Origin of the sequence: Flavobacterium agricola (assembly GCF_025919725.1) — a bacterium.
In the GTDB taxonomy this organism is placed as follows: Bacteria; Bacteroidota; Bacteroidia; order Flavobacteriales; family Flavobacteriaceae; genus Flavobacterium; species Flavobacterium agricola.
The window spans coordinates 2,319,303-2,344,783 of record NZ_CP081495.1 but is presented as its reverse complement, the minus strand read 5'-3'; the positions used below and the strand labels follow the sequence as shown (position 1 = coordinate 2,344,783).

Below are 25,481 nucleotides of genomic sequence, written 5' to 3'. Positions count from 1 at the left end.
TAATTTAAAATTTGTAACCCACACCTAAAGTTAACATGTGCGAATCTCGGGTTGTTTTTTTACTGCCGCTAATGCGATATTTATTGCTGTCTGTTAAACCATATAAATAGTTATAACCTAAATAAACATCAAAAGTTTTAAGCGCGTAACCCAATTGTGCTTGGCCTTGTAAACCAAAAGCAAAACGTTCTAACTCGTTTTCATTTTTTTTGAAATCGTACTTTTCTGAAACTTGCGTGTAGTTATAACTTCCGTCAGGTTGAAGTTCAGAGAAAACCGGATATTGTCCGTCTCGTTTTTGCGACAACCAATATTCACCGTAAACACCTCCGGCAACTTTAAGCCAAATACCATCTGTTTCGTACGGATTATTAATTAAATAACCGCCCACTAAAACCGGAACCGATAAAAATTCGTTATCAAATTTGGTGTACCAGCCTTGGCGTGAATTGGTACGTTCGAACTTGTAGTTGCGTTGAATAAACGAAACCCCGCTGGAAACGAAAAGCGTTTTCCAAACATTCATTTCGGCCGAAATGTTGGTTCCAAAACCACCACGACCGGTATATTTTGAATCTACTAATCCAGAAACATCTGCATGCAACGTGGTATGGGTATACCCCGCATCTATTCCTACTTTAAATTTTGTTTGTGCTTTGGTTGCGCTGCTGGTTAGTAAAATAGCAACAACACCTAAAGCTTGAATGGTTTTTTTTACCATAATATATTTATTTGCATTGGTTAATGTTATGAATATATTAAAAAAACACAAACAACTTAAAGAAAAGTTAATAAAATTACTGTTTGGATAAATTCATTTTTCGCAATTATGAATAATATATTTATTGCAGCGCGCGTAAGGGATTGCAGCGGCATCCTTTTTTTAAGGTTCGTTTTTACAAACTTCAAAAAAAGATAAAGCAAAAAGCCCGACCTGAGGCAACGAAGGTTACGCCCAAGAAGATAAATGGTTTGAAAATCGGAATTGAAAAAAACCCGTAATATATTTGTAAAAAATAGAAACAATGAACAAAAATATTAAGGTAGTTGCTTTTGATGCTGACGATACGTTATGGATTAACGAACCTTTTTTTGAGGAAGCTGAAAAAAAGTTTTGTGGTTTGATGGAAGATTTTTTATCGCACCAAGGCCTTTCTCAGCAGCTTTTTACTACGCAGGTTGCTAATTTACCTTTATATGGTTATGGCATTAAGGGCTATATTTTATCGATGATTGAAACAGCTTACCAAGTTTCTAACGGAAAGGTTTCTAACAAGGCAATTGAAAAGATTATTGAAATAGGAAAAGATTTGTTGCAAAAACCGGTTGAATTGTTGCCGGGCGTGCACGAAACTTTACAAGCGCTGCAAGGCAAGTACAAATTGGTAGTTGCTACCAAAGGTGATTTAAAAGATCAGCAACGCAAATTGCACTTATCGGGCTTAGGAGCCTATTTTCATCACATTGAAGTGATGACCGAAAAAGCCGATGAAGATTACCAAAAATTGCTACAACGTTTAGATATACAGGGCGATGAATTTTTTATGATTGGGAATTCGTTAAAATCAGATATTTTGCCTGTTTTAAACGTGGGCGGCAGTGCGGTGCATGTTCCGTTTACCACAACTTGGGCGCACGAGCGCATTGATCATGAAATTGTTCATCCAAAATTTAAAACCGTTTCTCAAATTACTGAGATTCTAGATATATTATAATGAAGGAAATTGATTTAGCCAATTGGAATAGAAAAGAGCATTTTGAGTTTTTTAGTGCTATGAACGAACCTTTTTTTGGCTTGGTTCAAAACTTAGATGCAACCATAGCTTACAAACATTGTAAAACAAACGGCATTGCGTTTTTTGCCTATTATTTACATTGCGCGTTGCAAGCTATTAATGCGGTAGAAAATTTACGTTACCGAATTGTTGATGGCAAACCAGTAGTTTTTGACAGCATTGATGCATCTACCACCATAATGCGGGATGATAAAACGTTTGGTTTTTCGTTCATTAAATACGATTCGAACTTTACAACTTTTAAACAAATCGTTGTAGACGAAGTTGCCCGTGTACAACAAACGCCGGGTTTATTTACCCGAAATGATTTTAAAGAAAACTTAATTCATTTTTCTGCCATTCCGTGGGTAAACTTTACGTCACTTTCGCACGCGCGTTCGTTTACGCATCCTGATAGCTGTCCTAAAGTTTCGATCGGTAAGTTGGTAGAAAATAATGGCAGATACGAATTTGCAGTTGCCGTTCATGCACATCACGGCTTAGCAGATGGGTACCATTTAGGTTTGTTTTTTGAAGAATTTCAGAAAATGTTAGATAAATAAAATGAAGAACATTGGTATTATTGGTTGCGGTTGGCTTGGGCTGCCTTTAGCCAAGCATTTAGCCGCGGTATATCCGGTTGTTAAAGGCACAAGCAGAAATGCTGTAACGTTAGCTGATTTACAAGCTCATGGCGTTGCTGCTTATCCTGTTGCTTTATCGCCCAACGAAATAGATGCAACTTTTAAAGCATTTATTCAGAACCTTACCACAATTGTAATTGCTGTAAACGCATCTCGATCAGAAAGCTATTTTGATACGATGCAACTGCTTGGCCAAGCTATTGCAAAAAGTACGGTTAAAGAAGTTGTTTTTTTAAGTTCTACTTCAGTTTATAGTGATTTAAATCAAACGCTTGATGAAACCGATCCCGTTGATGAAACCAAACTTTTAGTTCGGGTAGAAGCTATTTTTAAAAACAATGCCGCATTTAAAACTACTATTTTACGTTTAGGCGGATTGGTTGGTCCAACCCGAAATCCGATTACCAGCTTAACCGGAAGAAATTTAGATCAGAATCCTAATGCGCCCGTTAACTTAGTTGGTTTAGCCGATTGCATTGGAGCCATTTGTGCTGTTATTAAAAAAAATTGCCCTGCCGAAATTTTTAATGTAGTTTACCCAGAACATCCAACCAAATTGGCTTATTACACGCAAGCTGCAAAAAGTAGAAATTTATTACCGCCAACTTATAATGAGCAAGCGCCTTTACAAGGTAAAATTGTTTTGTCGGACAAAATTACACAGAAACTAGGTTACCAATTTACGGATACGATATAAAAAAAAACAACTCCATTTAGGAGTTGTTTTTTTATGCATTTACTTTTTGCAACATTGCCGATATATTTTTAGGGCTGTTACCCACAAAAATTTCGTTATTGAATATAATTACCGGGCGCGCTAAAAACGTATAATGTTCTAACAAATATTTTTTAAAACCTGCCTCGTTTAAATTGGCTTCTTTCAGATTTAATTGTTTGTACAGCTGCGCACGTTTACTAAAAAGCTTTTCGAAGCTTTTTGTATAAGCATACATTTCATCAACTTGATTTTCTGTTAACGGATTGGTTTTAATATCAATCAACTCAAATTGAGATAAATCATGAATTTGATTCATGATTTTTTTGCACGTATCGCAAGTGCTTAAGTAATATATTTTATTCATTATTTATGTTTCTTTAACCACAATGATATGAACGGGACAAGCTTTGGCAGCATTTTCACAAGGTTCTAAAATAGCATAGTCGTGTGATTTTAATGTAAAAAAACCTTTGGCTTCAGAAGCTTTAAGCAAAACCGTTTTACCATCTTTTTTTGACATTTGAAATTGAGCCGGAGCCATTTCTACACAATAATTACAACCAATGCATTTGTCGCGTTGTAAGGTAACAACAACCATTACGCTTCTACAATTTTATACATTTTATCTGACAATCGGATGCGGAAAGGCAATTTAAATGTTGCATCATCTCCTTTTGTTGCTTTTTCAACTTTTTCACCGTTTGCAAAAAGCTCATCAATCACCAATTCTTGTGCTCCGGTACTTGGCCCGGTGATTAAAATTTTATCGCCTACTTTAATATCGTAAGCTTCAACTTTAAATTCACCAATGTTTGCTTTCTGAAAGTAATGCATGGCTTTGCCAACATAAACTTTTTTCTGAGTTGCTAAAGATCCGGGAACATCGCTCCACTCACCCATTTTTTGACCTAAATAATAACCGCTCCAAAAATCGCGGTTGTACACGGTTCGTAAATCGGTCATCCATTGCGTTACTTTTTCGGGTGTAAAAGTTCCGTCATAATACGCATCAATAGCAGCACGATACGTTCGCGTTACCACAGCTACGTAATCTGGACCTTTACCTCGTCCTTCAATTTTTAAAACTTGAATTCCGGCATCAATTACCTGATCTAAAAAATCTAACGTACATAAATCTTTAGGCGACATCATGTATTCGTTATCAATTTCGATTTCAAAGCCAGATTCTTGATCAATTACCGTATATTTTTTTCGGCAGTTTTGTTTGCATGCTCCCCGATTGGCCGATGAATTGTGCGAATGCAAACTTAAATAACATTTACCCGAAACGGCCATACATAAAGCTCCGTGCCCAAAAATTTCGATTTCCACTAAATTTCCAGACGGCCCTTTTACTTGTTCTTTGGCAATGGCTTCGGTAATTTTTGCTACCTGACGTAAACTTAATTCGCGCGAAAGCACAATGGTATCTGCAAACAAGCTGTAAAACTTAACCGTTTCTATATTGGTTACGTTTAACTGTGTTGAAATATGCACTTCTAAACCAATGGCTCTTGCAGATGCAATTACCGCTTGATCTGAAGCAATTACAGCTGTTAACTGCGCATGTTTTGCTTTTTGCAACAACGTTTTTACAACCGACAAATCGTGATCGTAAATAATTGTATTTAAGGTTAGATAAGTTCTGACGTTTTTTTCGTTACAACGACGTGCAATTTCTGGTAAATCATCAATAGTAAAATTTAAAGTTGCACGAGCACGCATGTTTAGTTGCTCTACACCAAAATATACTGAATCAGCACCATTATCTATTGCTGCTTGTAACGAAGCAAAATCGCCGGCTGGGGCCATCAACTCAATTCTACCCGTTGTTGTCATGCTATTTGTTTTTTTCGATTACAAATAATTTGTCTGATAAGCGAATTCTAAAAGGTACTTCGAAAGTTACTTTATCGCCTACTACAGCTTTATCAACATTTTGACCGTTAACTTTCATTGCTGTTAAGGTTAAACGCTCTTCGTCAGTTGTTGGTCCTTGAATTACAATTTCGTCACCGATTTGTAATGCTTTGTTTTCGATAATGAATTGGGCAACTGAAGCTTTTGTAAAATAATGTTCGCCTTGGGCAACATAAACTTTACGTTCGGCTTTTTTCTTTCTGATTTCGGTAACCTTAGCTACTTTTACAGGAACAATTTCTTCGAAAACGTTTCGCTCTTTTTTAAATTTAAGCGCATCCGATTTTCCTTTCTTGAAAATTAAATTGCCTTTTTGAACGCCTTTTCTGATTTTCTTTTGTTCTTCAATCGGCAGTTGAATAATATCTACACATTCGTCTGAACAACATCCGTGCATTTTTTCGTGACATTCGTCACACTGAATGAATAACAAATGGCATCCTTCGTTGGCACAGTTTACGTGCGTATCACAAGGTTTACCACATTGGTGGCAATTGGCAATAATATCGTCTGTAATTCTTTCGCCTAAACGGTGATCAAAAACAAAGTTTTTACCAATAAATTTACTTTCTAATCCTTGTTCTTTAACTTGGCGTGTGTATTCAATAATTCCGCCTTCTAGCTGATACACATTTTTAAAACCTTGGTGCTTGAAATAGGCACTGGCTTTTTCACAACGAATACCGCCCGTACAATACATTAAAAGTTTTTTATCTTCTTTATGTGCTTGTAGTTGCTCGTTAATAATTGGTAATGATTCGCGAAACGTATCAACATCTGGTGTAATAGCACCTGTAAAACGACCAATTTCACTTTCGTAATGGTTTCTAAAATCTACCACAACAACGTTCGGATCGTTTAACATGTCATTAAATTCTTTTGCTCCTAAATGAATACCTTTATTGGTAACATCAAAAGTTGCATCATCTAATCCGTCGGCAACAATTTTATTACGAACTTTTACTGTTAATTTTAAAAACGATAAATCATCTTGCTCAACAGCTACATTTAAGCGAATGCCTTTCATAAAATCATAAGCTTCTAAAGTTTCTCTAAAAGCTTCAAAATTTTCGGCAGGAACAGACATTTGAGCATTAATACCTTCGTGCGCTACGTATGTACGTCCTAAAGCACCAAGCTCATTCCAAGCTATAAATAAATCGTTACGAAATTTTTCGGGATCTTGAATATTGGCATAAGCATAAAAAGACAAAGTCAGTCTTTTTTCTCCAGCTTGCTCAATTAATTGCGCGCGTTCTTCAGCGCTTAAAGTGTTATACAGTTGCATGCTATAAACTTTTAAGTGAGTAGTAAATATATGTAAACCCTAAATGGAAGGATTTTGCCGCAAATTTACGATATAATTAATTGAAGTTACACGACAAAAGTCATATATTTTAGGTACAGAATTTCTTAATCTGATTTATTTATAAATCTATTTGAAAAATTACCAGCCCATTTTATAGCTTTTTACTCCAGCACCTGCATCAACATTTACTAGCTCATCGTTTATAAAATAAAAATAGCGAAAATCACGTCTTGCTTTTTTATTTTCTGTTGTATCACGATTACTAAAATCTGCTTTATACACCGTTACTTCGCCTTTATACATTACGTAGCTATTGTTTGGAACAGATTCTTTAAATTGATCTAAAGGCATACCAATGTAAACTTCTTTTTTAGGTCCATTATTTTGAACAGGATTTAATGAGGTTTGAGTAGCACAACTAACAAAAAAGGAAGCTAATAGAATGGAAATATATTTTTTTTTCATGCTTTTTTTATATTTGTTTAAGTAACTTCATTTACTGAAAAAGGCAATTTATAAAATTATAATCTGTCATTTTAAAGTAATATAGTATTAATCTTGAATTCGTTTTAACGGCAATTCTTCAATTGGTCGAATAATTAAAGGAAAATGCTCAATTTTAACCGCGCTGCTGTCTAAACCAAAAGCTTTTTCTTCAGAAAGAGAGATTCGTTTTAAAAAATCGTACAGATCTAAAATGATTTTTTCTTTCATGGGTAAATCGTTATCATAAGATAATTCTTTTTCAATCAACACATATTCAAAATCACCAATCATGTTTTTATCACTTAACGATTCGTAACGACTGGTTATATCTATTTCACCATTTTCCATTAACTCTGTTACCACTTGTTTCATTAAAACATTGATGCGCTGCTCGTTTCTGAATCCTAAATAGAAATCAATACGCAATATGTTTTGGTTTGGGCCGTATTTTACTACGCGGTAAGCTAATTTATACGGTTCATCAGCAACATTTACGTGTACAAACCAATAATTATCGGCTCTTTTAGGTCTTCTGTTTATAATGGAATACATGGCTTTGTATTCAACTTGCGTTGGATAAAAAGAATTGGTTAGGTACACCAAGTTTGTTGCGTATTTAGGTACCGACTGATCTTGACTTAAATCGGTTAAAATTTGTTCGTAATCCACAAATTCAACTAAATCGGTATATCCTCTTCTAATTTTTTTACCTAAATAATTAATGGTCATTACTGCAGCTAAAATACCAGCAATGAAAACCGTTACATAACCGCCGTGAGAAAATTTTTGAAGGTTAGCTACAAAAAACGAAACTTCAATAGCTAAATAAATAAGCACCACCGGAATGATTAATAAAATATGCACCCGTTTTAGCACCATAAAATAACCTAATAAAATGGTGGTAGAAATCATACAAAGTGTGATGGCAAGCCCATAAGCAGCTTCCATATTACCCGATTCTTTAAAATGCAAAACCACAAAAACGCAACCTACAAACAACAAAAAGTTAATGGATGGAATGTACAATTGCCCTCTAACATTTGTTGGGAATTTTACACGAACTTTTGGCCATAGATTTAATCGGATAGCTTCGTTAATTAACGTAAACGAACCGCTAATTAAGGCCTGAGAAGCAATAACAGCAGCCATAGTTGCAATACCAATTCCGAAAGGTAAAAACCAATCGGGCATTACCAAGTAAAACGGATTGGCAGGTTGATCGGAGTTTGGAGATAAATCTACCAAGGTTTGTCCAACATGCTGAATAAGTAAAGCACCTTGACCAAAATAGCTTAAAACCAACATGGTTTTTACAAAAATCCAACTGATTCTAATATTTTTAATTCCGCAATGGCCTAAATCGCTATATAAAGCTTCGGCTCCTGTAGTACATAAAAACACAAAACCTAAAACCAAATATCCTTCAGAATGAATGCTTAATAAATGAATGGCATAGTACGGGTTTAAAGCTTTTAATACCGACAAATTACCTAGTAAATGACCAAAACCTAAAATACCCAGCATTAAAAACCAGATTAACATCATCGGGCCAAAAAGTTTACCTATAGTTTTAGTACCGAATTGCTGAATAAAAAAGATACCACATAAAATTCCGATTACAATTGGAATGGTTGCCAAGTTGGGTGAATAAATTTTTAATCCTTCAACCGCTGAAGAAATTGAAATTGGTGGGGTAATAATTCCGTCAGCCAACAAAGCACTTCCTCCTAAAATAGCAGGAACAATTAACCACGGCTTTTTAAGTTTTTTAACCAACGTGAATAACGAAAAAATACCACCTTCTCCGTTATTATCAGCTTTTAAAGTTAAAAAAACATATTTCACTGTAGTTTGTAAAGTTAAGGTCCAAAACACGCAAGAAATGGCTCCTAAAACAACAGCTTCATCAATAGCATTTCGCCCCATAATGGCCTTCATTACATACAAAGGCGAAGTACCAATATCACCATAAATAATTCCTAAGGTTACCAATAAAGTACCTAAACTAACTTTGCTAAGATGATTACTTGCTTGTGACATGGTAAAATTTTGTATTAAAAATTTTTATAATCGAGTTAAAAATCGAGTGCAAATGTATATACAACACCAACATAAAAAAGCGTTTTTACCAAATTTATTTGCCTGAATAGCAAATTGTTAAACAAAACAATTAAATAAAACTTTTTAGCAAACAAACACAACAAAAAAACAAAATAAAAGTTGTTAAAATTCTTAAAAAGAAGCATTACTATTTTTAACTAGATAAATAATTTAGATGGTGAATAAAAATTTTCAAAACTCCAAAAAAACAAAGCCGTATTTTGTCTTTACAAAAGCATTACTTTGTAACTGAAAATCAATCATAAGAAATAATTCGAGAAAAGTTATATCGATTCAATTCAAAAAAAAGAGTATTTTTACTAAAAAAAGAAACACATGAGCACAGATAAAGAAGCAAAATTAAAAGCATTGCAACTTACTTTAGATAAGCTTGATAAAGCTTTTGGAAAAGGAACGGTAATGAAATTAGGCGATAGCGCGGTTGAAGAAGTTGAAGCTATTCCGTCTGGATCATTAGGTATTGATTTAGCTTTAGGCGTTAATGGTTACCCGTGGACGTATAATAGAAATTTACGGACCAGAATCTTCAGGTAAAACAACTTTAACGTTACACGCTATTGCAGAAGCACAAAAACAAGGTGGAATTGCTGCTTTTATTGATGCTGAACATGCTTTTGACCGTTTTTATGCTGAAAAATTAGGCGTTGATATTGACAACTTAATTATATCTCAACCAGATAATGGGGAGCAAGCTTTAGAAATTGCTGAAAGTTTAATTCGTTCTGGAGCAGTTGATTTAGTAGTAATTGACTCAGTTGCCGCTTTAACACCAAAATCTGAAATTGAAGGCGACATGGGTGATTCTAAAATGGGATTACATGCGCGTTTAATGTCACAAGCTTTACGTAAATTAACCGGGACCATTAATAAAACCAATTGTACAGTTTTCTTTATTAACCAATTGCGTGAAAAAATTGGGGTTATGTTCGGAAACCCAGAAACTACAACGGGTGGTAATGCCTTAAAGTTTTACGCTTCTGTTCGTATTGATATCAGAAAATCAACACAAATTAAAGATGGCGAAAATGTAATTGGTAACCGCACTAAGGTTAAAATTGTAAAAAATAAAGTTGCACCACCTTTCCGTACCGCAGAATTTGATGTGATGTATGGCGAAGGAATTTCTAAAGTTGGTGAAGTTTTAGACTTAGCAGTTGAGTTTGAAATTGTTAAAAAAGCAGGATCATGGTTTAGCTATGGCGAAACAAAATTAGGCCAAGGACGTGATGCAGTTAAGCTTTTAATTAAAGACAATCCTGAATTAATGGACGAACTTGAAACTAAAATTAAAGAATATCTTAAAGAAAAAGAAAACCAATAATCGTTAAAAAAGCTCAGTTTAACAACTGAGCTTTTTTATTTTCATTTTTTTTTCGCACCTTTATATGGCCTAAAATTAATTATTATATTATTTATTAAAACAAATTTGGTATACAAAGACATCATATACAAATGTTTAAAAAACGATGTAATTGCTCAGGAGCAATTGTATAAAATGCTTGCGCCCAAAATGTTTAGCATTTGTTTAAAATACTCTAGAAATTACACCGAAGCACAAGATAACCTACAAGATGGGTTTATTTTATTGTTTACTAAATTAAATACTTTTGCGTTTAAAGGTTCGTTCGAAGGTTGGGCAAAACGCTTATTTATAAATAATATTTTACAAACCTACCGATCGCCCGGTGTTCTAGAAATTGTGAGTGACGAACTTCCAGAAATGGTTGAAGTAGAGGTTTTAGACCAAGAAAACATACCGTTGGACTATTTATTGAAAATTGTACAAGATTTACCCAATCAATATCGTTTGGTGTTCAACTTGTATGTTTTTGAAGATTATTCGCATAAGGAAATTGCAGAATTATTAAACATATCAACAGGAACCTCAAAATCTAATTTGGCAAGAGCCCGCTTAATCTTAAAAGAAAAAGTAGAATCTTACCAAAACAATAATTTATTGCTAACCGTAAATGAGTAATTTAAAAAATTTAGACCGCCTTTTTAAAGAAAAATTTAAAGATTTTGAAGTAAACGCACCACAGAATTCTTGGTCAAATATTTCGAATGCTATGGCACCAAAAGCCGCTTTTTCTATAACCTCGTACTTACAAACTTATAAGTACCAAATTGCTGCTGTTGTAACGGTTACAATGGTAGTTGGATATTTGTTTGTAAACAATTTAGCAGAACAAAAACGGGATTTTATTGCCCCTGCTCCTATTGTTATGGAACAAGCCATAGAAGCTACTTTGCCAGATTATTTAGGTAAAAGTTTAGATATAAAACCAGAAGCTCCGGCTGGTGTTTTTGATAAAGAAGAAAAAACAATTCGTACTGCAAAAACAAACAAAAAAGTTACCCTGTTACAAAACACAACTTTAGTGAATGCAGAAACAAAAGTTGAAAAAGCACTGCCAACAAAAGCCAACGTTTTTAGAGCAGACAAAAACAACACAGCTAAAAAAGTTACTACAACTACTTTAACCTCAGAACAAATTGAAAAATATATCAATAGCGTTTCTGATTCAAGTAGTTTAATATCAACCAATGTTGAAAAACAAGACAGCCTTATTGTTCTTTAATTTGTTCGGCTCTAAAGGTTGTTAATTGCCTCAAAATTAAATCATGACAAGCTGCGTTTAAATCTTTTTTATCTTCAATAGATAAAGATTCTGTTGCAATAGGTTCATGAATTTTAACCAGCACATTGCCTGGTTTTCCTTTTTTTAATACAAACGGGAAAAAATCTTTTAAGCCATAAAAGGTAATGGGTAAAATGGGCAACTTATGCTCTATTGCCAACCTAAAAGCACCATCTTTAAACGGATCTAAAACAGCAGATTCATCATCGTTTACTCCACCTTCAGGAAAAATACAAACGCTTAATTCACTTGTTATTTTTTCGTGAGCTTCACTATAAACATTCTTTTTACTTTTTAAATCCTTACGATCTACCAAAATACAAGTACGTTTGTAAACAAACCCAAAAACAGGAATTTTAGCCAATTCGGCTTTACCTACAAATACAAACGGATTATTTTTAGCTACTAAAACCATTAACATAATATCGAGCATAGATGTATGGTTGGCGATAATAATATAGCTTTTATTTTTTTGCGGTTTACAACTATCAATTAAAGAAAATCGCATTCCGATGCCATAAAAAATTACAGCACTCCAAATTCTAGCAAAAAAGAAAAAAAAGTGAATATGTTTTTTTTGAAATAACGCTTACTAAAATAAAAGGCAGCAAAACTAAGGTTATGCAAATAGCCAAAAGGTAAAACCATAAGCGCCATAAATAAACAAGACCTATTCGAAGCATGAAAAAATATTATTAATAATCAAATGTAACAATTCATTTTATACAAAATCTAAAAGCTGTACCTTTGTGTAAAACTTTTTATACATGGCAAAAATCTTAACCGGAGTTCAAAGTACAGGTACTCCTCACTTAGGTAATCTTTTGGGAGCAATTATCCCTGCCATAAATATGGCAAATAATCCGGAAAACGAATCCTTTTTATTTATTGCAGATTTACATTCTACAACACAAATAAAAGACGGAGATTTATTACGCAACAATACTTATAGTGCAGCAGCAACTTGGCTTGCTTGTGGTTTAGATATTAACAAAGTAGTTTTTTACCGCCAATCGGACGTTCCTCAAACTTGTGAGCTAAGTTGGTATTTAAGCTGTTTTTTTCCGTTTCAACGGTTAACGCTTGCTCATTCTTTTAAAGATAAACAAGATTATTTGGCCGATGTTAATGCTGGACTATTTACATATCCGATGTTAATGGCTGCTGATATTTTATTATATGATGCAGAAATTGTTCCGGTTGGTAAAGACCAATTGCAACATATAGAAATTACGCGCGATGTTGCTTCGCGTTTTAACCACCAAATGGGCGAAACATTTGTTTTACCTCAAGCAAAAATTGAGGAAAATGTAATGACCATTCCGGGTACTGACGGCGAAAAAATGAGTAAATCTCGTAACAACTTTATTAATATTTTTTTAGATGATAAAGCGCTACGTAAACAAGTTATGAGCATTGTTACCGATGCTACTCCGCTTGAAGAACCTAAAAACCCAGATACATGTAATGTTTTTAAACTTTATTCGTTACTAGCAACACCAGAACAAATAGAAAGTTTACGTGCTAAATATTTAGCAGGAAATTACGGTTATGGTCACGCCAAACAAGAATTTTTTGAATTGTTAGTTGACACATTTAAAGTAGAACGTGAAAAATACAATTATTACATAAATAATTTAGACGAAGTTGACCAATTGCTAAAAATTGGAGCTCAAAAAGCTGCAACAGTTGCAAATGGCGTTTTACAACGCGTTCGTCAAAAATTGGGCTATTAAAATACAAAACCTTAAACGATTGTTTAAGGTTTTTTTATTTGATATCGAAAAACTTACCCGGTAGGTTTTTAATGATTCCGTTTAATTCCATTTGCAAAAGCAAAGCACTTATTGTTGCGCTTGGTAAACCACAACCAACCTGAATAACATCAAAAAAAGATTTGCCGTTTTTGACTAAAAAATCATAAATCAGCTGTTCGTTGGGTTCCAATTCTAAAAAAAGTTGAGTTTGTACGGTTGCTTTGGGCTTATGCGTTACATCCCAACTTAAGCCAGAAATTAAATCGGATGGTGAAGTTAAAATAGTTGCCAAATGTTTTTTAATTAGCGCATTACAACCTTGGCTAAACGCATCGGTTACTTTACCTGGCAGTGCATAAACTTCCCGATCGTAATCATTAGCAAAACCGGTGGTAAGCAACGAACCGCCCTTTAAAGCACTTTCTATTAATACGGTGGCAACGCTTATTCCTGCAACAATTCGGTTACGTTTTACAAAATTTTCTTTTTCTGGATAACGCTGGTGCCAAAACTCCGAAATTAATCCGCCGTTTTCACAAATTTGATTACTTAATGTTTTATGCTCTTTGGGATATATATTTGCGAAACCACTGGGTAAAACAGCTATGGTTTGCAGTTTATATTTTAACGCCAATTGATGCACCCAAGCATCGGTTCCGTAAGCTAATCCGCTAACAATAACCGGATCATAAGGCGCAATTGCTTCTACCAACGATTCGCAAAAAACAGCTCCGTATTTGGTTAAACTTCGGGTTCCTATAATACTAATAATTCGCTTTGCGTTTAAATCAATTTTTCCTTTACAAAAAAGTAAAAATGGCGCATCGTAACAATGTTTTAAATGTTCGGGATAATTGGGATGCGTAACGGGCAGAACCTGAATGTTGTTGGCGGCAATATAAGCCATTTCGGATTCAATCTTTTTATGCGTTTCAGCATCTAAATTTTTATGCAAGACCTGATAAACCTGCGGGCCAACCTTATCAATCGCTAAAACATCTGCTTTGCTTGCATTAAAAACCGCGGTTGCAGAACCAAAGGCAAAAATTAACCGACGCCCAATAATATATCCGATATTAGGCGTTATATTTAAACGAAGTAAATGGTAAAGTTCTGCCTGATTCATTTAAAAAAAACTTACTTTTAGTATAAACTACTTTAAGCACAAATAATTATAACCTGCTTTTTGATTTTGTAAATAATTAACAATTAACTTTGCGAAAGTGAACCTATTAACTATTTTTGTGAAATGAGCTTAGATAAATACATTTCAGACCTATTATATCGTTACCAATGCGTAACAATTCCTGGATTTGGTGCTTTTTTAACCGAATACAAATCGGCAGAAATAGATGCTGTTAAAAACATAATGTTGCCGCCTAAAAAAACGGTAAGCTTTAATCGTCATTTACAAAATAACGATGGTTTATTGGCAAATCATGTTGCGATTGAAGAGAATGTTTCGTACGCTGATGCGGTAGCTAACATAAAACAAACGGTTGCTACTTGGCATCATATTTTAGATTTAGACGAAACTTTAACGCTTGATTTGGTTGGTGAATTATCTAAAAACAAAGAAGGAAATTTAGAATTTGTTGCCTTTAATACGGTGAATTACAATACCGATTCGTTTGGATTAACCAATATTGTAACGCCAGATGTTGCACGCGAAGAAAGTGAAAGCCTGAATTTGGCTCCTGTTGTTGCATCAACTCCTAAAATTACAGTTTCTGAAACTAAAATATTACCATTAGCTGAACCAATTTTGGCTGAAGTTGAAACGCCTAAAACGCATCAATCTTTAAAAACAAAAAAATCTGCTTCAAATTACGGCTCAATCGCTGCTGTTTTAGCGGTGCTTATTGGTTGTGGTTGGGGTTACAAAATTTATAATGATTCGTTAGAAGAAAAGGTTTCTTTAGCGGTTCAGAAAGATGTACAAGATAAGGTTGAAAAAACCATTCAGGAAGCTACCTTTATCATGGCTAATCCAACAGAAACGCTTTTAGTTAAAGTTGATAATAGTATAAAAGGCAATGCTACCGATTACAGCCATTTGCTTTATCATGTAATTGCAGGTTCTTTTAAAAGTGAAGAAAATGCTTTGAAAAAAACACAAGAGTTACAAGAACTTGGTTTTACTGGAGCAAGTATTATTGGTAAAAATCCACATAACTTATATATGGTTGCTTACAAAAGTTTTGCTGATTATTCTGGAGCAATTAATGCGCTTAATACCATTCAGAAAAATAACAATAAGGAAGCTTGGGTTTATACAAAGCTTTAATTTAAATCCCTGATAATTCGGGGATTTAACTTTTATGAATATATTTATATATTTGCAAAAATTAAAAAAGCATGTATTTAACTCCAAAATATCCAAAAGATTCTATAACCACACATACCGATTTTGTTTTGCCGGGCGAAACCAATCCGTTAAACAATTTATTTGGTGGTGAACTTTTAGCACGCATTGATAAATGTTGTGGTATTACAGCACGCCGTCATACGCGTCGTGTTTGTGTAACTGCTTCGGTAAATCACGTTGCGTTTAGTAAACCTATTCCTTCGGGCGCTGTAGTAACGGTTGTTGCTAAAGTTTCTAGAGCATTTAATACTTCTTTAGAAGTTATTGCTGACATTACGGTTGAAGATCGTGAAACGGGTGAAATTATGAATGCAGGTTCTGCTATTTATACTTTTGTTGCAGTAAACGATATGGGAACTCCGGTTCAAATTCCTGAAGTTGTTCCTGAAACCGAAGATGAAAGACAACGATTTGCAGCTGCCTTACGCAGAAAACAATTAAGCCTTATTTTAGCTGGCCGCATGAAACCACATGATGCTACTGAACTTAAAGCTTTATTTACAGAATAAAAAAAGCACGCTTAGTAAGCGTTCTTTTTTATGGTTAATTTAGTCTTGAATTTGATCTAACATATAGGCAAACAGGTTGTGAACAAATCTTTCTTGATCATTATCAATAGCCCCAGAAAGAGATATTAAATTAGAGAACATATCCGATTCATAGTACCAAACTATTCTATCGCGTAAAATATAAACAGCAACTCGATTTGGATCTGTACTTACATTACCTATAACCCGTGCTCCTAATGGAATCTGAGTATCTGTTACAACCGTTGTTGCATTGAAACCTTTAAAAGTAATATTTCTTGCATCACCAAAAACACCATTATTAATAGAATCAGAGTTTGATAGAATTGGAGCTGAATCCCATTTATTTGAAATTGTTCCGGTTCCGCCAAAGGCTTTATGAATATTAATTGAGTTAGTATGGTTTCCGCCTGTTGTAGTAGCTCCAGTTTGAGTTGAAGCCCATAAAACACCTCCTAAATCTGCATATTCTATCAGTTTAGTCATAATAGCCTCTGAATAAGTAGTGGCTGAAACATTTATCATATCATATTTTTCTAAAAGCTGAGCAGCCGTTAAATTATTTATATCTGTAATAGCGCTTATAATAGAGAAAGAAGATATATTTTTTTCTGAATAAATTCCTTCTGGACCGTAATAACTTTTATTATTTAATTGGCTTCTAAAATTTGTCCCTTGCGTTCCACCAACAGAATAATCTCCAGAATATCCAATTCTAATTACACGTTTAGTAAGCTCAAATTTACCAGCACATGCAAAATCAATTAAATTCCATTGATAATTAATCTCATCAGAAGCAGGTGTTCCACTTAAATAATAAGTTATACTTGCAGATTGTAACGGGTTTATAACAATTGTTGAGGCTAAAACTCCTGTTACAGTAACTCCGTTATCCAACTTTAAATCGTTTGCATTTGCTACAATAGTGATTGGCGTAAACTTATTTCTATTGGTAATATGTACTTTAAATGTTGCTCTACTTGTACCGGTGGTAACTAAAGCAACATTACGAATATATTCTCCCGTAAATTCAGTTTCATTACAGCTGATAATAATATTATTATCAATTGGGTTTTCTTTTGCAGGAATGCAGCTAGACCATTCTGTTCCGTTATAAAAACGGATACACTTTTCGGTGCTATCATAAATAACTGTGCCTTCCGCGTTCTTCTCCGGTTTGTGGATTAACGATATTATTAATACTTTCATTGGTTGGCAAAACTAATCCATGAATGTTTGTTGTTGGATTATTGATATCTAACGCTCCCCTTGGCGTCATGGTGCCAATGCCGACCTGAGCGTTACTAACGTTAATAAAAGTTAACGTTAGTAATAAAATTAAGTGTTTTTTCATAATAAACTAAACCATTTTTTTAAACTAACGTATTTTATAATACAAATAGTATGAAAAAATATAATTATTGCCTTACTTTTAAATTATTAGAACAATAGTTCTAATAACATTTTCGTTAACATTTTATTTAGAAATGTTTTTATCAATTACTAAAACCAACTTAATAAACTGATTAATGAACACAACACTAGTCCGAAAAATCATCATGGCCGCTACCGGTCTGTTTTTATGCTTTTTTTTACTGATTCACTTTTTAGGGAACACACAACTTTTCCTAGCCCCAGAAAAAGCACAACAAAGTTTCAATGCGTACTCAAGCTTTTTAACAGGTAATATGTTAATTAAAATAGTTTCGTACGTTTTATACTTATCTATACTATTACATGCCTTGTACGCATTAATCATCTCAATTAAAAACAAAAAAACTGGAGGAAATTACGCTAAAGATACCAGAGGTCGATCTAGCAAATGGTTTAGCAGAAATATGGGTATTTTAGGTACCTTAATTTTAATTTTCTTGATTTTACATTTTCAAAACTTTTGGTACGTGTATAAGTTTGGTGCTGTTGGATTAGATCCTTGGGGACATAAAGATTTATACACCGTGGTTACCACCGCATTTCAGCAAGGTTGGCTGGTTGTTATTTATGTTTTAGCCATGATTGCTTTAGCTTTTCACTTAGTTCACGGTATTGTAAGCGGGGTTAGAACCTTAGGTTTATTTAATCCAAAGTTTGTACGTTGGGTAAGTGCTTTTGCAACGGTATATTCGATTGCAATATGTTTCGGATTTGCCTTAATGCCAATTTATATTTTCTTCATCCATAAATAATTGCCAACATGAAATTAGATGCAAAAATTCCACAAGGACCTTTAGAAGAAAAATGGTCAAATTATAAAAAAACTGCACGTTTGGTTAACCCAGCCAATCGTAAAAAATTAGATATCATTGTTGTAGGTACAGGTTTAGCTGGTGCTTCTGTTGCCGCTTCAATGGGCGAAATGGGTTACAATGTAAAATCTTTTTGTTTTCAAGATACGCCACGTCGTGCCCATTCGGTTGCTGCGCAAGGCGGTGTAAACGCTGCCAAAAATTATAAAAATGATGGAGATAGCGTTTACAGAATGTTTGTTGACACGCTAAAAGGAGGCGATTTTAGAGCGCGCGAAGCAAACGTTTATCGTTTAGCAGAATGCTCTGTAAACTTAATTGATCAGGCAGTAGCGCAAGGCGTTCCTTTTGGTCGCGAATATGGCGGATATTTAAACAACCGATCGTTTGGTGGGGTTCAGGTTAGTAGAACCTTTTATGCACGTGGTCAAACGGGGCAACAATTACTTTTAGGCACTTACCAAGCGTTAATGCGCCAAGTACATAAAAAAACGGTACAACTATTTTCATCACACGAAATGTTAGATTTAGTTGTGATAGATGGAAAAGCGCGTGGCATAATTGCTCGAAACTTAGAAACGGGTGAAATAGAACGTCATGCAGCACATACCGTAGTTTTAGCAACAGGCGGATTTGGTAAAATTTATTATTTATCAACCTTAGCAATGGGTTGCAACGGATCGGCAATATGGCGTGCACACAAAAAAGGCGCTTATTTTGCATCGCCAAGTTGGACACAAATTCACCCAACTTCATTACCTCAATCCGGTGATTATCAATCTAAATTAACTTTAATGTCAGAATCGTTACGAAATGACGGACGCATCTGGGTACCTAAAAATTTAGACGAAAAAAGAGAAGCAAATGCCATTCCGGAAGAAGAGCGCGATTATTATTTAGAACGTCGTTATCCAGCATTCGGAAATTTGGCTCCTCGTGATATTTCATCGCGCGCAGCGAAAGAAAGAATTGATGCTGGTTACGGGGTTGGAGCTTTAAAAAATGCCGTTTACTTAGATTTTTCTAAAGCAATTAAAGAACAAGGGCAACCAAAAATTGCTGAAAAATACGGGAATTTATTTACCATGTACGAAAAAATTACGGGAATAAATGCCTACAAAGAACCGATGATGATTTCACCAGCGGCGCACTTTTCTATGGGCGGTTTATGGGTTGATTATGAATTGATGACAACCATTCCCGGTTTATTTGCTTTAGGCGAAGCTAATTTTGCCGACCATGGTGCCAATCGTTTAGGAGCAAATTCATTGTTACAAGCTTCTGTAGATGGCTATTTTATAGCACCTTACACGCTTGCTAATTATTTAGCCGATCAAATTAAAGTAGGCAAAATTACAACCGATCATCCGGAATTTGCAAAAGCAGAAAAAGAAACCAAAGATAAGTTGGAGCAATTATTACAAATAAAAGGCAACCAAACGGTTGATTATTTTCATAAAAAACTAGGTAAACTTTTATATGATTATTGTGGTTTAGCACGTAACAAAGAAGGTTTAGAATTTGCAATTGAAGAAATTAAAAAACTTCAGGCAGAGTTTTATAAAAACGTAAACGTTACCGGAAATGTAGCAACCATGAATTCGGAATTAGAAAAAGCAGGGCGTGTAGCCGATTATTTTGAAATCGGAATTTTAATGTGCTACGATGCCTTAACCCGAAACGAATCGTGCGGGGCACATTTTAGAGAAGAATATCAAACCGAAGATGGAGAAGCAGCTCGTAACGATGCCGAATTCCAATTCATTTCGGCGTGGCAATGGCCAGATTCAGCTTCAAGCGAACCTGTTTTACATAAAGAAAATCTAACTTTCGAATTTGTTCAACCAACTATCCGTAGTTACAAATAATAACATTCATGAAACTAAATTTAAAAATTTGGAGACAAAAAGACCGAAATTCTAACGGAAAATTGGTTGAATACGCCTTAGATAACGTAAACACGCACATGTCTTTTTTAGAAATGTTAGATACGTTAAACAATCAGCTCATTCAAAAAAATGAAGAACCTATTGAATTTGATCACGATTGCCGTGAAGGAATTTGTGGGCAATGTGGTGTAATGATAAATGGCAATGCACACGGACCGTTAAAAAATACGACAACGTGCCAATTGCATATGCGTGAATTTAAAGACAACGAAACCATTTTAATAGAACCGTTTAGAGCAGCAGGTTTTCCGGTAAAAAAAGATTTAAAAGTTGACAGAACGGCGTTTGACCGAATTATTTCGGCTGGTGGTTATGTTTCTGTAAATACAGGGCAAGCTCCTGAAGCGAATACCATTCCCATTTCGCATGAAACGGCAGAATCTGCTTTTGATTCGGCTGCTTGTATTGGTTGTGGCGCTTGTGTTGCAACATGTAAAAATGGTAGTGCAGCCTTATTTACTTCGGCTAAAATAACACAAATGGCAACTTTACCACAAGGTAAAGAAGAACGTAGCGAGCGTGTAATAAACATGGTGCATCAAATGGATTTAGAAGATTTTGGGCATTGTTCTAACACCGAAGCTTGCGAAGTTGAATGTCCGCAAGGCATTTCTGTATTAAACATTGCACGTATGAATTTTGAATACAATCGTGCCAACTTTTTTAAATCTAAAAAAAGGTAATTATGCAGGTTTTTACAAATTGGAAAAAACTTTGTAGCGCTGCAGTGTTATTTTTTGCAGCAAGTAGTTTGCAGGCGCAAGATACCATTTATGTGGTGCAACAAATTGTTAACACAAAAACCGAAACTACTAAAAGCGAATATCCAAAATTTAAAATAGGTGGCGTTTTTCAGGCACGTTATTTAGAAAGTGTGAAAAGAGATGTTGATGTAGACGGACTAAATCATACCGAAGGGAAATATTTAAAAAGTACTTACGATGTGAAACGCATGCGCGTGTCTATGAATGCCAATTTAACACAAAACTTATCTGTTGTTGCTTTAGCCAATTTCGCCGATTTTAAATCCGATCCCAGAACGCGTGTTTTAGAAAATGCATATGCACGTTATGCGGTAAGCCGCTATGTGCAATTACAAATCGGACAATTTAGGCCTTCGTTTGGTATGGAAGATTCATATCCGGTAGATATTGTAAAATCGATTGACTATTCTAATGCTTATTATTTAATGGGTAGCAACGGCTGGCAAAGTTTCCAGATTGGTGCTGCAGTAGGCGGTTCGGTAGATTTAGGAAAAGTACCGTTAACGTATTCTGTTTCTATGACCAACGGAAACGGTAAAAACACCGTAGATAACAACAACGGGAAACATTACTCTGGGCGTTTTGTATTCGATTTAAATAAAAAAAACAATTTTAGATTAGGTTTTAGTGCTGGTGCAGGAAATGAATTTGGTAAAGATATTTATGCCTTAGGATTAGAGGGTACGTATCAAATGAAATTAACAGAACGTTGGAGCTTTGATATTCAAACAGAAGCTATTCAGGCCATTAATCAAAGCCTGTATTTTAGTTTACCAGAAGCCGACCGCTTAGATAACATAAACAACTACGTTTTAAAAGGCATTTATGCGCTACCAAGTTTTAGGTATTATGTTGGTAAAAAACATTTTCAGGCACTAGAATTTTCTTTTAGATACGAATATTTGGAGGCCAATTCTAAGCTAAATTCAAACCCAAGGCAAACTTACGTACCTATGCTAAGTTTAGAATTTTTAAAAAATTACGGTGCTCGCATACAAATTGGGGCGCAGATTGATAATTACAGAAAAAATATTGCCAACACCAAAACGTACAATGCAAACCTAGCTTTTGTACAATTCCAATGTCGATTACAATAAATCAAAAACATGAAAGAAGTTAGCATTAAAAACTTAGGAATAACTTTATTAGTTGGAGTTATTATATGGTTCTGCCCCATTCCAGAAGGTGTAATTCCAGAAGCATGGCATTTATTTGCCATTTTTGTTAGTACCATTTTAGGTATTATTTTAAAAGCAGCACCAATGGGCACCATGTGTATGGTTGCAGTTGGTTTAACTGCAAGTTTTCAGTTACTAGCTCCAGGCGAACCAGGTAAGTCAATTACCTTAAGCTTACGCGGATTTGGTGATAAAGTAATTTGGTTAATTGGTATTTCATTCTTTATTGCACGTGGTTTTATAAAAACAGGATTAGGAAACCGAATTGCCTATATATTTATTCGTTTATTCGGAAAAAGTACCTTAGGATTGGCTTATGGCATTGGTTTAGCCGATTTGGTTTTAGCACCGGCAATTCCGAGTAATACAGCACGTGGTGGTGGAATCATCTATCCCATTATGAAATCAATGGCATTAAACTTTGGTTCAGACCCACAAAAGCCAGAAACACACCGAAAATTGGGCTCGTTTTTAACATTAAATTGTTATTATGTAAACCTAATTGCTTCATCCATGTTTTTAACCGGAACGGCAAGTAACCCCATGTGTCAAAAATTTGTAGCCGATATGGGTTATAGCATAACTTGGATGTCTTGGGCAGAAGCTGCAATTATTCCGGGCTTAGCTGCCTTTTTATTGGTACCGTTGGTTTTATATAAAATATATCCACCAGAACTTAAAAAAACAGCTGATGCACCTAAAATAGCCGTAGAAAAGTTAAAAGAAATGGGCAAACTTAAGGTTTCAGAAATCTTAATGCTTATTACCTTCGTAATTTTATTAACCTTATGGATTACTGGCGATTTATTTAGCATGGATGCAACAACCACCGCATTTATTGGATTGGCTATCTTGTTATTAACTTCTGTTCTAACTTGGGAAGATATTAAATCAGAGAAAGGCGCTTGGGATACCATTGTTTGGTTTGCTGTTTTAGTTATGATGGCAAGTTCATTAAACGAACTTGGATTTATTAGCTGGTTTAGTGAATTGGTTCGTAATCAAATGGGCGGTATTCACTGGCATTACGCCTTTCCGTTAATTGTTGCAGTTTACTTTTTTAGCCACTACTTATTTGCCAGTGCAACTGCGCACGTAGCTGCTATGTACGCTGCTTTATTAGCTGTTGGTATTTCGTTAGGCGTACCTGCCTTATTATTAGGTTTAATGTTAGGTTTTACCGGATCTTTATACGGAACGTTAACGCATTACGGCCACGGTCCTGCTCCTGTTTTTTATGGAAGCGGATTTGTAGAATTAAAAACGTGGTGGATTTACGGTTTAATTATTGGAGTTATTTTACTCGGTATATATTTAATATTAGGTACATCTTGGATGACATTAATTGGAGCATATTAATAAAAAAACCGACGCAATTACGTCGGTTTTTTCTTTATTAAATAATTTGACCGCCTTTGGCTACAAATTCTTGTTTAATTTTTTCGAAATTTTCAGGATTAATAGGTCGAGTGGCTGCATCAATGATAAAGGTTTTAAATCCTGCTTGTAACGCATCATTTGCTGTGTATTGCACGCAAAAATCTCCCGCTAAACCACAAACATAAACTTCGGTTACCCGTTTATCTTGTAAAAAACCTTTTAAACCGGTATTGTGTAAATGGCCGTTATCGTAAAAACCAGAATAGCTATCTACATCCGGATTCATTCCTTTTCTAAAAATAGCTGCAATTGGATTGGTGTGTAAATAGCCACTAAACTGCGACCCAAAACTGCCTTGAATACAATGATCTGGCCATAAGGTTTGCGGCAATCCATTTAATTGAATCTGATCATAAACTTTATGTCCGGGATGTTGTGATGCAAACGATTTGTGATTGGCTGGGTGCCAATCTTGCGTAGCAACAATTAAATCATACTGAGGCAGTAATTGGTTTACTACCGGAATAATTTCATTACCATTAGGTACTGCTAAAGCTCCGTTAGCTAAAAAATCATTTTGAATGTCAACTAAAATTAATGCTTTCATAAGATTGGGGATTAAAAAAAGACGTTTAATATTAAACGCCTTTTTTATGATTTAAATATTTTTTTATTGAAAATAATTAACAGAATTACACCAACAGAAATGGCTGCATCGGCCACGTTAAAAATGGCGTTAAAGAAAATGGTTTCGCCTGCGCTATTCTTTAGTATCGGAAAGTAAAACATATCTACAACCTTGCCTTCTAACCATGGTCCGTAACCTTGCCCTGTAAAAGCTTGAGCTACGGTGCCATATGCGCTGGTATCAAAAATTCGACCGTAAAAAACGCAATCTATAATATTACCTGCAGCACCAGCTAAAATTAAAGAAACAGCAACAATTAAAATGGTATTTGCTTTGTTTTTAACCGAATCCCATAACCAATACATGATTCCGAAAATGGCTAAAATACGAAAACTGGTTAAAGCTATTTTACCATAATTACCAGGCAGCTTCATGCCCCAGGCCATGCCTTCGTTTTCTATAAAGTAAATTTGAAACCAAGGAAAAACTTCTACAAATTCGCCCAATTTAAAATGGGTTTTAATGTAAAATTTAGAAACCTGATCTATTATAATAATAATAAAAACTAATATATAGGCTTTTTTTAATGACATCTTTTTTAATTTACCTTACAAATGTAAGGAAATAGATGCTAAATAAAAACGCCCCTTAGTGCTTAAGGGGCGTTTTATAAAAATTATTTTTGTTGCTGATTTTTAGCTTCGATGCTCATTGTTGCGTGAGGAACCAATTTTAAACGTTCTTTGTTAATTAACTTGCCTGTTACCTTACAAATTCCGTAGGTTTTGTTTTGAATTCGAATCAACGCATTTTTTAAATCACGAATAAATTTTTCTTGTCGGATAGCTAATGTTGAGTTTGCTTCTTTCGACAACGTTTCACTTCCTTCCTCAAAAGCTTTGAATGTAGGAGAAGTATCGTCAGTACCGTTATTTAAATCGTTCATATAAGCACTTTTAATCAGCTCTAAATCTGCTTGAGCTTTATCTAATTTTTGTAAAATTAAATCTTTAAACTCCGCAAGTTCTGCGTCTGAATAACGTGTTCTTTCTTCTACCATAATCTCGTT

At 34.7% G+C, this 25,481-nt stretch carries 27 protein-coding genes and 1 pseudogene; 14 read left to right on the top strand and 14 right to left on the bottom strand.

Going from position 1 to position 25,481, the window contains the following annotated elements:
• Positions 1 to 4: 4 nt before the first annotated feature.
• On the bottom strand, positions 5 to 721 hold the full coding sequence (locus K5I29_RS11615) for a porin family protein (RefSeq protein ID WP_264433503.1): 717 nt from the start codon (positions 719 to 721) through the stop codon (positions 5 to 7).
• Between the two features lie 304 nt (positions 722 to 1,025).
• Here K5I29_RS11615 and K5I29_RS11610 point away from each other — a divergent pair, with 304 nt between their 5' ends.
• The 3 genes from K5I29_RS11610 to K5I29_RS11600 are packed head-to-tail and all read left to right on the top strand — an operon-like array spanning position 1,026 to position 3,116.
• Positions 1,026 to 1,715 (top strand): HAD family hydrolase, encoded by a 690-nt coding sequence (locus tag K5I29_RS11610; protein ID WP_264433502.1) that lies wholly within the window; start codon positions 1,026 to 1,028, stop codon positions 1,713 to 1,715.
• Positions 1,715 to 2,338, top strand: a complete 624-nt coding sequence (locus K5I29_RS11605; protein WP_264433501.1) for a chloramphenicol acetyltransferase — start codon at positions 1,715 to 1,717, stop codon at positions 2,336 to 2,338. Before K5I29_RS11610 ends, K5I29_RS11605 begins: the two co-directional genes overlap by 1 nt.
• Position 2,339: 1 nt before the next feature.
• Positions 2,340 to 3,116: a Rossmann-fold NAD(P)-binding domain-containing protein gene (locus K5I29_RS11600; RefSeq protein ID WP_264433500.1), complete on the top strand. Its 777-nt coding sequence runs from the start codon at positions 2,340 to 2,342 to the stop codon at positions 3,114 to 3,116.
• 31 nt (positions 3,117 to 3,147) lie between these two features.
• On the opposite strand, the gene K5I29_RS11595 is transcribed toward K5I29_RS11600, so the two are convergent.
• The 6 genes from K5I29_RS11595 to K5I29_RS11570 all read right to left on the bottom strand — a co-directional run bounded on the left by K5I29_RS11595 (position 3,148) and on the right by K5I29_RS11570 (position 8,892).
• Positions 3,148 to 3,501 (bottom strand): arsenate reductase family protein, encoded by a 354-nt coding sequence (locus tag K5I29_RS11595; protein ID WP_264433499.1) that lies wholly within the window; start codon positions 3,499 to 3,501, stop codon positions 3,148 to 3,150.
• Positions 3,502 to 3,504: 3 nt separating this feature from the next.
• Positions 3,505 to 3,735 carry a ferredoxin gene (locus tag K5I29_RS11590; protein WP_264433497.1) on the bottom strand — a complete coding sequence of 77 codons (231 nt, stop codon included), beginning with the start codon at positions 3,733 to 3,735 and terminating at the stop codon, positions 3,505 to 3,507.
• Positions 3,735 to 4,976, bottom strand: coding sequence for a peptidase U32 family protein (locus tag K5I29_RS11585; protein WP_264433496.1), 1,242 nt, complete (start codon positions 4,974 to 4,976; stop codon positions 3,735 to 3,737). Before K5I29_RS11585 ends, K5I29_RS11590 begins: the two co-directional genes overlap by 1 nt.
• A gap of 1 nt (position 4,977) precedes the next feature.
• A complete protein-coding gene (gene trhO, locus K5I29_RS11580; RefSeq protein ID WP_264433495.1) occupies positions 4,978 to 6,345 on the bottom strand; it encodes an oxygen-dependent tRNA uridine(34) hydroxylase TrhO in 1,368 nt (455 codons plus the stop codon).
• 159 nt (positions 6,346 to 6,504) lie between these two features.
• Positions 6,505 to 6,831, bottom strand: a complete 327-nt coding sequence (locus K5I29_RS11575) for a hypothetical protein (RefSeq protein ID WP_264433494.1) — start codon at positions 6,829 to 6,831, stop codon at positions 6,505 to 6,507.
• 87 nt (positions 6,832 to 6,918) lie between these two features.
• Positions 6,919 to 8,892, bottom strand: a complete 1,974-nt coding sequence (locus K5I29_RS11570; protein ID WP_264433493.1) for a KUP/HAK/KT family potassium transporter — start codon at positions 8,890 to 8,892, stop codon at positions 6,919 to 6,921.
• 396 nt (positions 8,893 to 9,288) lie between these two features.
• Here K5I29_RS11570 and recA point away from each other — a divergent pair.
• From recA to K5I29_RS11555, 3 genes and pseudogenes are all read left to right on the top strand, one after another.
• Positions 9,289 to 10,294 (top strand): annotated as a pseudogene (gene recA, locus K5I29_RS11565) (recombinase RecA).
• Positions 10,295 to 10,399: 105 nt separating this feature from the next.
• Positions 10,400 to 10,951, top strand: coding sequence for an RNA polymerase sigma factor (locus tag K5I29_RS11560; protein ID WP_264433492.1), 552 nt, complete (start codon positions 10,400 to 10,402; stop codon positions 10,949 to 10,951).
• Positions 10,944 to 11,555 (top strand): hypothetical protein, encoded by a 612-nt coding sequence (locus tag K5I29_RS11555; RefSeq protein ID WP_264433490.1) that lies wholly within the window; start codon positions 10,944 to 10,946, stop codon positions 11,553 to 11,555. The genes K5I29_RS11560 and K5I29_RS11555 overlap by 8 nt, the downstream gene beginning before the upstream one ends.
• Here the strand turns inward: K5I29_RS11555 and K5I29_RS11550 are convergent.
• Complete coding sequence (locus K5I29_RS11550) at positions 11,542 to 12,048, bottom strand: lysophospholipid acyltransferase family protein (protein ID WP_264433489.1); 507 nt, start codon at positions 12,046 to 12,048, stop codon at positions 11,542 to 11,544. The two genes, K5I29_RS11555 and K5I29_RS11550, sit on opposite strands and share 14 nt — an antisense overlap.
• A 334-nt stretch (positions 12,049 to 12,382) precedes the next feature.
• On the opposite strand from K5I29_RS11550, the gene trpS reads away from it, so the two are divergent.
• On the top strand, positions 12,383 to 13,351 hold the full coding sequence (gene trpS / locus K5I29_RS11545; RefSeq protein ID WP_264433488.1) for a tryptophan--tRNA ligase: 969 nt from the start codon (positions 12,383 to 12,385) through the stop codon (positions 13,349 to 13,351).
• 34 nt (positions 13,352 to 13,385) lie between these two features.
• On the opposite strand, the gene dprA is transcribed toward trpS, so the two are convergent.
• Positions 13,386 to 14,498, bottom strand: a complete 1,113-nt coding sequence (gene dprA / locus K5I29_RS11540) for a DNA-processing protein DprA (RefSeq protein WP_264433486.1) — start codon at positions 14,496 to 14,498, stop codon at positions 13,386 to 13,388.
• Between the two features lie 123 nt (positions 14,499 to 14,621).
• Between dprA and K5I29_RS11535 the strand changes: the two genes are divergently transcribed.
• Together K5I29_RS11535 and K5I29_RS11530 are read left to right on the top strand one after the other, a co-directional pair.
• Positions 14,622 to 15,659 (top strand): HU domain-containing protein, encoded by a 1,038-nt coding sequence (locus K5I29_RS11535; RefSeq protein WP_264433484.1) that lies wholly within the window; start codon positions 14,622 to 14,624, stop codon positions 15,657 to 15,659.
• Positions 15,660 to 15,730: 71 nt separating this feature from the next.
• A complete protein-coding gene (locus tag K5I29_RS11530; protein WP_264433483.1) occupies positions 15,731 to 16,249 on the top strand; it encodes an acyl-CoA thioesterase in 519 nt (172 codons plus the stop codon).
• 39 nt (positions 16,250 to 16,288) lie between these two features.
• Here the strand turns inward: K5I29_RS11530 and K5I29_RS11525 are convergent, their stop codons facing one another.
• The gene (locus K5I29_RS11525; protein WP_264433482.1) at positions 16,289 to 17,476 is read right to left on the bottom strand and encodes a hypothetical protein; all 1,188 of its coding nucleotides are present in this window, start codon (positions 17,474 to 17,476) and stop codon (positions 16,289 to 16,291) included.
• Positions 17,409 to 17,621, bottom strand: coding sequence for a hypothetical protein (locus tag K5I29_RS11520; protein WP_264433481.1), 213 nt, complete (start codon positions 17,619 to 17,621; stop codon positions 17,409 to 17,411). The genes K5I29_RS11525 and K5I29_RS11520 overlap by 68 nt, the downstream gene beginning before the upstream one ends.
• 175 nt (positions 17,622 to 17,796) lie before the next feature.
• Here K5I29_RS11520 and K5I29_RS11515 point away from each other — a divergent pair, with 175 nt between their 5' ends.
• Genes K5I29_RS11515 through K5I29_RS11495 form a run of 5 tightly spaced genes read left to right on the top strand, consistent with a single transcriptional unit; the run spans position 17,797 to position 23,763 of the window.
• The gene (locus tag K5I29_RS11515; RefSeq protein ID WP_264433479.1) at positions 17,797 to 18,453 is read left to right on the top strand and encodes a succinate dehydrogenase cytochrome b subunit; all 657 of its coding nucleotides are present in this window, start codon (positions 17,797 to 17,799) and stop codon (positions 18,451 to 18,453) included.
• A gap of 8 nt (positions 18,454 to 18,461) precedes the next feature.
• Positions 18,462 to 20,381 (top strand): fumarate reductase/succinate dehydrogenase flavoprotein subunit, encoded by a 1,920-nt coding sequence (locus K5I29_RS11510; protein ID WP_264433478.1) that lies wholly within the window; start codon positions 18,462 to 18,464, stop codon positions 20,379 to 20,381.
• Positions 20,382 to 20,389: 8 nt separating this feature from the next.
• Positions 20,390 to 21,145, top strand: a complete 756-nt coding sequence (locus tag K5I29_RS11505; RefSeq protein WP_264433477.1) for a succinate dehydrogenase/fumarate reductase iron-sulfur subunit — start codon at positions 20,390 to 20,392, stop codon at positions 21,143 to 21,145.
• Between the two features lie 2 nt (positions 21,146 to 21,147).
• Positions 21,148 to 22,323, top strand: coding sequence for an OprO/OprP family phosphate-selective porin (locus tag K5I29_RS11500; protein WP_264433476.1), 1,176 nt, complete (start codon positions 21,148 to 21,150; stop codon positions 22,321 to 22,323).
• Positions 22,324 to 22,332: 9 nt separating this feature from the next.
• Positions 22,333 to 23,763: an anion permease gene (locus K5I29_RS11495; protein ID WP_264433474.1), complete on the top strand. Its 1,431-nt coding sequence runs from the start codon at positions 22,333 to 22,335 to the stop codon at positions 23,761 to 23,763.
• Between the two features lie 37 nt (positions 23,764 to 23,800).
• On the opposite strand, the gene pncA is transcribed toward K5I29_RS11495, so the two are convergent.
• From pncA to K5I29_RS11480, 3 genes are all read right to left on the bottom strand, one after another.
• Positions 23,801 to 24,391, bottom strand: coding sequence for a bifunctional nicotinamidase/pyrazinamidase (gene pncA, locus K5I29_RS11490; protein ID WP_264433473.1), 591 nt, complete (start codon positions 24,389 to 24,391; stop codon positions 23,801 to 23,803).
• Between the two features lie 44 nt (positions 24,392 to 24,435).
• A complete protein-coding gene (locus tag K5I29_RS11485; protein ID WP_264433472.1) occupies positions 24,436 to 25,005 on the bottom strand; it encodes a lipoprotein signal peptidase in 570 nt (189 codons plus the stop codon).
• An 83-nt stretch (positions 25,006 to 25,088) separates the two neighbouring features.
• Positions 25,089 to 25,472, bottom strand: a complete 384-nt coding sequence (locus K5I29_RS11480; protein ID WP_264433471.1) for a TraR/DksA family transcriptional regulator — start codon at positions 25,470 to 25,472, stop codon at positions 25,089 to 25,091.
• Between the last annotated feature and the right edge of the window lie 9 nt (positions 25,473 to 25,481).